At 62.0% G+C, this 7,799-nt stretch carries 11 protein-coding genes; 2 read left to right on the top strand and 9 right to left on the bottom strand.

Annotation, left to right across the window (positions count from 1 at the left end; all coding sequences use genetic code 11):
* Nucleotides 1-44: 44 nt before the first annotated feature.
* Nucleotides 45-935, bottom strand: coding sequence for a septum site-determining protein MinC (minC, locus tag CK219_RS30075; RefSeq protein WP_095770100.1), 891 nt, complete (start codon nucleotides 933-935; stop codon nucleotides 45-47).
* Between the two features lie 261 nt (nucleotides 936-1,196).
* Here minC and CK219_RS30080 point away from each other — a divergent pair, with 261 nt between their 5' ends.
* Nucleotides 1,197-1,637: a hypothetical protein gene (locus CK219_RS30080; protein WP_095770101.1), complete on the top strand. Its 441-nt coding sequence runs from the start codon at nucleotides 1,197-1,199 to the stop codon at nucleotides 1,635-1,637.
* A gap of 187 nt (nucleotides 1,638-1,824) precedes the next feature.
* Complete coding sequence (locus tag CK219_RS32465) at nucleotides 1,825-2,226, top strand: DUF982 domain-containing protein (RefSeq protein WP_224607387.1); 402 nt, start codon at nucleotides 1,825-1,827, stop codon at nucleotides 2,224-2,226.
* Nucleotides 2,227-2,429: 203 nt separating this feature from the next.
* On the opposite strand, the gene CK219_RS31915 is transcribed toward CK219_RS32465, so the two are convergent.
* The 8 genes from CK219_RS31915 to CK219_RS30125 all read right to left on the bottom strand — a co-directional run bounded on the left by CK219_RS31915 (nucleotide 2,430) and on the right by CK219_RS30125 (nucleotide 7,564).
* Complete coding sequence (locus tag CK219_RS31915) at nucleotides 2,430-2,579, bottom strand: hypothetical protein (protein ID WP_095770103.1); 150 nt, start codon at nucleotides 2,577-2,579, stop codon at nucleotides 2,430-2,432.
* A gap of 111 nt (nucleotides 2,580-2,690) precedes the next feature.
* Nucleotides 2,691-2,873 carry a hypothetical protein gene (locus tag CK219_RS30095; RefSeq protein WP_095770112.1) on the bottom strand — a complete coding sequence of 61 codons (183 nt, stop codon included), beginning with the start codon at nucleotides 2,871-2,873 and terminating at the stop codon, nucleotides 2,691-2,693.
* 79 nt (nucleotides 2,874-2,952) lie between these two features.
* On the bottom strand, nucleotides 2,953-3,225 hold the full coding sequence (locus CK219_RS30100; protein ID WP_095770104.1) for a DUF1488 domain-containing protein: 273 nt from the start codon (nucleotides 3,223-3,225) through the stop codon (nucleotides 2,953-2,955).
* Nucleotides 3,222-3,551 carry a hypothetical protein gene (locus tag CK219_RS30105; RefSeq protein ID WP_095770105.1) on the bottom strand — a complete coding sequence of 110 codons (330 nt, stop codon included), beginning with the start codon at nucleotides 3,549-3,551 and terminating at the stop codon, nucleotides 3,222-3,224. Before CK219_RS30105 ends, CK219_RS30100 begins: the two co-directional genes overlap by 4 nt.
* On the bottom strand, nucleotides 3,548-3,784 hold the full coding sequence (locus CK219_RS30110) for a hypothetical protein (protein ID WP_095770106.1): 237 nt from the start codon (nucleotides 3,782-3,784) through the stop codon (nucleotides 3,548-3,550). The genes CK219_RS30105 and CK219_RS30110 overlap by 4 nt, the downstream gene beginning before the upstream one ends.
* A gap of 66 nt (nucleotides 3,785-3,850) precedes the next feature.
* A complete protein-coding gene (locus CK219_RS30115) occupies nucleotides 3,851-4,207 on the bottom strand; it encodes a hypothetical protein (protein WP_095770107.1) in 357 nt (118 codons plus the stop codon).
* 821 nt (nucleotides 4,208-5,028) lie between these two features.
* Complete coding sequence (locus CK219_RS30120; RefSeq protein ID WP_095770108.1) at nucleotides 5,029-6,600, bottom strand: FAD-dependent oxidoreductase; 1,572 nt, start codon at nucleotides 6,598-6,600, stop codon at nucleotides 5,029-5,031.
* A gap of 91 nt (nucleotides 6,601-6,691) precedes the next feature.
* Entirely contained in the window at nucleotides 6,692-7,564 is an 873-nt protein-coding gene (locus tag CK219_RS30125; RefSeq protein ID WP_095770109.1) for a ferritin-like domain-containing protein, read from the bottom strand.
* Nucleotides 7,565-7,799: the final 235 nt, after the last annotated feature.

Below are 7,799 nucleotides of genomic sequence, written 5' to 3' on the forward strand. Positions count from 1 at the left end.
TAACCTTCGCACGCGAAACCGGTCCGAAGCTTGCGGCCAAGAACTCAGCCGAGCGGCACCACGCACAACGCATCATTGTCGAGGAAGGCCTGCACGGCCTTGCCGCGCGACACCCCTTCCATCTCCTCGGCCGTGGTGTACCAGCCGTCGACGGCGAGCAGCTCGGCCTCGTTCTTGCGGCAGAAAATGCGCGCCGAAATATTGCCTTCCGAGCCGGCGATCGCCCGGCCGCGCAACGTGCCATAGACATGGATCGAACCGCCGGCGACGATTTCCGAGCCGGACGCGACCGAGCCCAGCACGATCACGTCGCCATGCGGATGGAAGACCGACTGCCCGGAGCGGATCGGCGCCTTGATCATCAGCGTGCCGGCGGCAGGCGCCGGCACGGCGCCCTGCCCTGGCTTTTCCGGTTCGGCCTGAGCCGGCTCGATCCTGACCGCTTCCAGCCTTGCCAGTTCGGGATCCACCGGCTCATCACCGGCCGCTTGCAGAACCTCGGCGGGCGCCGCCGCCTGGATCGTTTCCCGGGTCACTTCGGCCCGCTCCCCGGCGACGGCCATTTCCAGCTCTTCCGCCCGCGCCTTGCGCGCGGCCCGGCCAAGCAGCCCCTCGGCGGTCGCCTCCTTGGCGCCGGCCAAGAGCGGGGGCAATTCAGACCCGAGCTCGGCGCCTTCGAGCTCGATGGCATAGACGCGGATGCCGCGCGAACCGAGCACGCCGACAAGCGCTGCGATCTCCTCCGGCCCCGGCTGCAAGGTGTTCAAATCCAGCACCACCGGGCGGCCGTTGAAATAGCCGGGCGAATTGGCGATCCAGTGATCCAACCCCTCCAGCCAGTCGGCGATCGGCGCTTCCGGCGTCAGCGTGAAAGCGACGAAGGAACGGGCGCGAAAGCGGATCGATTTGTTGTGCAAAGGGGCGGCGAAGGTCACGTCCGGGCGAATCCTTACTCAATGGTTAAAGGGTGCCGGGCTAATGGTTAACAAAAGGTTAATTTTGGGGATTGGAGCCGTTAATAGCTGACGCGGCTAACTGCTGTGGCCGGGCGGTCACAAGACCAGCCGCCGCCCCGCAATTCGCCGAAGATCGAGGCTCCGACGAGCCAGGCGTGTGAAGCGCCTAATATACGAAGCGACGCGCGCGGACCATCTTCTTACCCGGAACTTTCCACTCTCTTCAGGGAGGAGACGGGCATGGGCATTGACCGGCTAGACAGCAAGCGAGCAGGCAAGACAGGTGCCGCAATGGCAGTCCTGATGGTGCTTGCAGGATGCATGACGCACCAGCCGAGCGGAATAGACGCATACCAGACGAGCAGCACAGACCAATGGCTGACGACGTCAGATGCGGACAAGGTCGTCAGCGCGATGAGCGCCAAGGGAATGATGCCGGCGACCATCGACTGCCGGTTCGACAACACCGCGCCAGGCCAGGTGGCCTACCGCTCGAAATTCACCTGGAAGCAGGCGCCTGCCAACACGCGCTACCACGGGGAAGTCGGCGACCCGACCTACCTCGCAAGCAAGGACGTCGCATCCAACAGGGCGGGTCTGAGGCGGGTGTTCGCGAAGACCGCGCGGGACCCGGCGACGGGACAGAAAGTCGGCTGCTCGATCTGGGCGAGCAGCAGTTGAGAAGCGAATTGCCGATCGGCGATCGAACCTCTGCACAAGTCGCGGTCGGCAGCTCAACGGCTCTCATTTGCTGCGGTTTTGCTGGCCAGACAGGAAACAAAGGCGCACGATACGATTTCGCTGGTGCGGCGAGGACAGTCCGGCTTGATCTCTTGCTGAGTAGGTCGGGCTGTCCAGGAGCCTCTCCTTGGTCTTGCATGCGAGCGGGGCCTTTGCTTGCGGCTGGTTTCCCGCCGACTGCCTCGTGTCGTATCACTCAAGCCTATCTTTGCGTTCGCCCACCCGTTCGCCCACAACAAACAGTGCTTGCCATGTTGCGCGCCGCGGCCTAAGCGCAGTGATGGCAAATGAAAAATTCGACCAGTCGGTGACAATCATCGTTGATCCGGCCGGCGGACGGGAGGCAATCGGCGATGCCGCCGCCTGCCTGGACTTCCTGCTTCGAAGATGGCGCGGCAAGCGAAGCGACAAGCACCGCGCAGCCATTCAGGCCTGCACGGATGTAAACAGCGGGCGCCGACCGGCTTCATTCGCGCGCAAGGCGTTCATAGCAGCCGCCCGCGAGGCGGCCATTCTCGTGACGCCTTAAGGCTGCTCGCGCGGTCTGAAATTCTTACTTTCGATGTCGATGATCTCGCCGCAATTTTCACACTCCATCTGGGTGTGAGCGCGTATCCAGCCCACACGCGTTTTCGCCTGGTGATGGCACCGCGGGCACTCCACATCGATTTCGAAGTGATCGGACTCTCGTTGTGTCATTGCGGTTCCAAGGCCGGCCTGCCTAACGCGACATTATCCGTTATCAGTGCTCCCCTCCCGCTCGTCTTCCGGATCCACCACTTTCTCTTTCGCCACCTTGGCCGCGAGCTTCGCCTCTTTCTTTGCCGCCTTCGCCTGATCGCGTTTGCTGCGCTCGTATCGGTAGTTGGGTTTCATCGCCATGGTGTTTCTTCCGGTTTAGGCAATTTGCGCCTTGGGATTTGGACATGCCCAGGAGCGGGAAAGACAGTTCGCGAGACATAAGGCCCAAGCAAGAGTCAGGCGGCCATCATGTCAAATCAGGCGATTGCGTTCTGCGATCTGACGTGCCCGCCGCAAGGTGCCGTCAGTGTCGGCGAGCTTGCGCCTTGCTGCCTCGTCCTTCCTGACCGTCAGCCGCGCGGACATGATGCTTGAGAACCTGACGATCGGCTTGATCGCGGCGGGCGGCGCCTCGGGGGTTTTCATGAAACGCATCGGCATTATCCTTTCTTGTAGCAGCCAGGGCTAAGGCTATTCGCGACTGCGGGTTTTCCCTGCGACATTGGCTTCCTGCCTATCGGAAGCCGGAAGCCGTGAGCGTGTAGGAGTTTCGGCGCTCGTGCGCATACGCTTTGCTGGCGGCGTTCTGGATGGAGCTGCGCAAGGCGTCGAACGCCGAAAGATATGCCATCTCGGCCGTTTCCTTGCCCCCAGCATCGCCAAATGTCCCAAGGACCTCGACCTCGACGAAGAAGCGGACCTGGAACATACCGTCATGGCCAATGAAGCAGACGGCGCGGCGCGTTTGATCGAAACTCCGGCTGGGATTTGGAAAGGCGAGCGTCATGGGTTGCCCACCCGTGTTTCAGCGTGTTCAGCTGCTGCCGGCCGGGTTCTATTCCATTCCTTTCGAGCCTCGACATTGCGACGGTTGAGATTCAGCATGCTCGTCGTCGCATGCGCACGCGTCAGCCCGACCATCGGAGCGCCGTCGACATGCGCCGGAATCCCGGTGAAGACATGGCAGACGGTCCAGGAATGATCCGCTTCGACGCGGCGGCCGTATTGATGATCCCTGAAGGCGTGACCCGACAAGCCTCTGTTGTTTGGCGAACAGCCGGATACCGCCTTGTGGCCCGCCCCGGTCTCGCCGTTGGCCATGGACCTGTTCATACCTGTCTTTCCTCGCCTTCCTGCGCGGCGATAATCTCCGAATAAAGCGCCGCGCCGTCAGCTTCGGAGATCGTGACCGCATCCGGCCACTGCGGCATGTTCAGCGTCCTCGCCAGAAGCCGCGCGATCTCGATTGCATCGTCAAGGCACGTTGCCAGCACCGTCTCGCGGCCGATGACGGCATGCGCGTCATCGCTGACGCGCGTGCGATAGAATTCGATCACGACCTTCATCGAGACCCGCCGCGCGATGGCATCGAGCCCTTCGCGCCGAGGCCGGCGCCTTGATTGAACGGGCTCTCAGGCCTGGTCGGAATTCTTCCCTGCTTCGGCGTCCTCATTTCGCGATTGGAGCGTTGCCGTCCCTTGGCCATGTCCGAACGTCCTTTCGATCAGCATCAGGCCGGGATCCGAGGCCGGGGTTCCGGCCGATTCCAGCCTATCCTCGGTCACCACGCGCTCATGCGGTTCGGTGTCGCTGCGGATGCGGTATTGCGGCGAGTTTTCTTTTGGCGGCAGCGTGCCGGTGACGTGGTAGACTTCCGCGGTCAATGTCCGGAAATCTCCCTTCAGACGGACCGCCTGTCCGATGTCGAACAAGCGCGGCGGGGCGCCGTGCCGTATCGGCCGTATGTTGCGCTGCATAAGGCTTGTCATGGTTGTCTCCGGTCGTCTTCAGCGCCGCCTCGAGAGAGGCCGGTTGATCGATGCTTTTACCGTGCGAACCCCATTGTGCGGAGGATCGCCGGCAGGTGAATGAAAGAGGCCGCGTTGCGTCGCGGGAAAGACCCTTCCGGGCCTCCTCCTCGAGATCGGTAGATACTCTGCGGTCGCGGCGCGCCTGAAGCGCGGCAGCACCAAGGAGAGCCGAAGCAGACGACGACGGTGGACGCGATGCGAATGGCCACGATTGCGGCTTTCCCGTGAAAACTTGCTAGGATGGGCTTCCGCGTTATTTCAGTCGAACCGCTGGAACGATTTGCGGTGCTGCCAGTACATCCGTGGTCAGCGCCCTGCGTCGTTCCAGGGTTCAAACGAGCAAGCTGCCGCGCCGGACCGGCGCAACGCTTCGCTATCGAAAATTCGGAAAAGGATTGGCGCGGCTCCGACGGGGCGAAAGCCAAACTCAACCAAATCAACACTTTTTGTATGCGCCTCAATTGCGCTCAAAGCAAGTCTTACGCGTCTATTATTTTTTTCCCGGGTAAATAGAAATCTCGGGTCCGGGCCTGAAAAGCGGCAAATCGATTTGCAGGCGCTTACCAAATTCCTGAAATCTTCGGATTATTTCGCCCAAACATTTTTGAGCTTCCCTGGGATTATTTTTTCACTCCCATCCGCCACAACCAAAGCCGTCTACACGACGACAGGCTTGGCCCAGAAAAAGGCCACCGAAAATCCGGGCACATAGCGGCTATATCGTCGTTCGACCACCGCTTCCTCCGAGGCGTTTGCGTTAAACGGCGAACGGCTACAGGTCACTCCCCGGACGCCACCTTGGGCTCCGCGCGAGACCCGCGACCCTCCGACCTGGCCAAGCCGCGGATGGCCGGGCCGTTGAGCACCGTACCGTCCGGCGCGAACTGCGAGCCGTGGCAGGGGCAATCCCAACATTGCTCGGTCGAATTCCAGTGCACGATGCAGCCGAGATGCGTGCAACTGGCCGAATGCCGGTGCAGCTTGCCGTCGCGGTCGCGGCATACGGCGAACTTGCTCAAGCCGTCCTGAAGGATGCCGCCTTCGCCGGGCTTGAGGTCGCCGGCCGACTTGACCTCACCGGGCAGCAAGTAGCCGGCGAGATTCTTCACTGTTGTAAGGTTCTCATTGACGTAGTGCGCGAGCGCGGCGGGCGGCTTCCGGTCGGGAGCATAGACGGCTTCCCATGGGTTCGATCCGTCCACGATCAGATCGCGTATCAGCAGTCCGGCCAATGCACCATGCGTCATGCCCTGGCCGGAGTCGCCGGTGGCCATGAAGACGTTGCCGTTGCCGGGGCTTCGGCCGATGAAGCCGCAATAATCGATCGTTTCGAGAACCTGACCGGACCACCGCGCTCTTTCTCCGCCAAGATCGGGCACCAATGCCCTGATCCATGCTTCAAGCGCGGCAAAGCGTGCCTCGCCGTCATCCGCTTCGCCCGATTTGTGATCGCGGCCGCCGGCGATGAGACAGTCCGTCTTGCCGGGGCCTGGATTGAGGCGGACGTAATAATAGGGATCGTCCATGTCCCAGTAGAGGGCATCCGGGAGGGTTCCCCTGGCGATCTCGAAAGCCATGGCATAGGTGCGGTAAGGCGCCATCTTGCTATGGATCTTGACCCATGTGTTGATCGGGGAATTGGTGGCAAACACCGCGTTCGAAGCCGTGACGGCGTAGCCGCCCTCGCATTTCAGGCGAATCCGCTCCCCCTCCTCGATCTCGACGACGGCGCTGTCGGCGAATGCCTTGCCGCCTCGCTTCTCGAAATCAGCCAGCAGGGCGCGCAAATATTTCAGCGGGTGGAAGGTGGCCTGTCCGGGGTAGCGCAGGATGGGCGCCGATTCATGACCCTTGAGCGGCACGCCTTCGCCATGTTCGGCCTCGGCGCCGATCTTTGCCGCAGCCGCATACTCCTTATTGCATTCTCTGGCGGCCTGCTTCTCGTCCATCCATGCGGCCGGGAAAAGGAAGCCGTCCAGCCGCCGGAAATCGCAGTCGATCTCCAGGCTGGCAACGTGCCGTTCGATGCGGTCGACGGCGGCTTGCTGGCTCTCCTGAAATCCGCGCGCCAGAACCTCGCCGCGCATGTCGATCAGCGCGCTCAAGCCATCGTCGCAGATCGGCGCCAGATGGGCGGTCGTGCGCGATGTCATGCCTCCGAGCAACGGGCCGCGATCCACGAGCACCACCTTGCGCCCTGCCAGCGCCAGTTCATAGGCAATCGAAACCCCGGCGATGCCGGCTCCAACGACGGCCACGTCGCAATGCTCGTCCTGCTCGAGGCGGGGCGCGCCGGGCAAGCTGGCGTCGAGCATCCAAAACGATCTGGTCGCTTCGCCGCTGACGTTCATCGCGTGCCCCGTCGAGACGATATCGGACGGCCGGCGGCCAATGCTGCGCAGCGCGGGTTGTAGGTCATCATGACCGGCTCCATCCTCGCGGCTAGGTGCTCTTGAGCGTTCCGTTCATCCCGTTCGGGTAAAAGCCGCCCTTGCTCACACCCGCTTGGTCGGTCAGATAAACAATGCGCAGCACCTCCTGCGGGGTCCTTGTGAAGGCAATCGCATCCGGCGTCGAAGGAACGAAGTTGGCCTTGCCCTCGACGCGAATGCCCTGGTCCTTGTCATCGGGCCCATCGATCTTGTCGCGTGCGTCGGAAATCGCATTCGCCGCCTTCCAGGCCTTCTCGCCCATGCGATAGAGCGACGACCGCGCCATCCCCATGTGGTAGGCCTCGACCGCGAGAATTCCAGCCGCGGCTGCCAGGAATTCCTTGTTCTTCAGGACGGTTGCCGCACCGGCGTAGGCGGTGACGCCGACATCCTCGAACAGCATGCCGCCAAGCACGAAGTTCATCTGGTTGCCGAAGGGGTCGAAGTCGGCACCGAGCCCGGCCGCCTTTGCGACCGCGGCAAAGCCGGCATCAAAATCGATCGCCGGCCGGTCCACCGCATTCGACGCCAGGGTCTTGCGGTAGAACCTGACATGGGCAAGTTCATTTTCCGCGACTTCCCGCAAAAATTCAGCCAGTGCGGGTGTTTCGAAGGGAACCTTCTTGCCGCCGACGACGTCGCCGGGCTTGGAACCGGCATCTGAATCGTCGATGCCTTTTCCTGTGGTGCCCCGGAGGTAGTATTCGGCCTCCATGTATTCCAGGTTCAGCGCGAACCGGAAAATGTCTTCGTCCTTTATGTCATCCTGTGCGAAAGCAGGCGAAACGGGGACGACGCCGGTCGCTGAAGCGAGCGTCGCTCCGAGACCAATTTGCAATGCGTCGCGGCGAGAAACATGAAGTGAGGGCGTGGCACGGATCATAGCTTCCTCCCGAAGCCCGCCATGAACCGGTGTGGCCTCAAACGAGCGGGCCGTTCCGTCAACTCCGCCAAACGCGGAATGTTCCTGAACTGAGCCGGTATGGTTGTGGACCCGGGCGATTCGATGGGCGTGCCGGCGTGACTCCCGGGCTGCGGTTCCTCTATAGGACGAGCTTCTTGTCCGACGCCGGATTCATTTCATGGCCCTCCTCCCCTCCTGTCTCTTATACACATCT

Origin of the sequence: Mesorhizobium sp. WSM4313, assembly GCF_002294725.1 — a bacterium.
Taxonomy (GTDB): domain Bacteria; phylum Pseudomonadota; class Alphaproteobacteria; order Rhizobiales; family Rhizobiaceae; genus Mesorhizobium.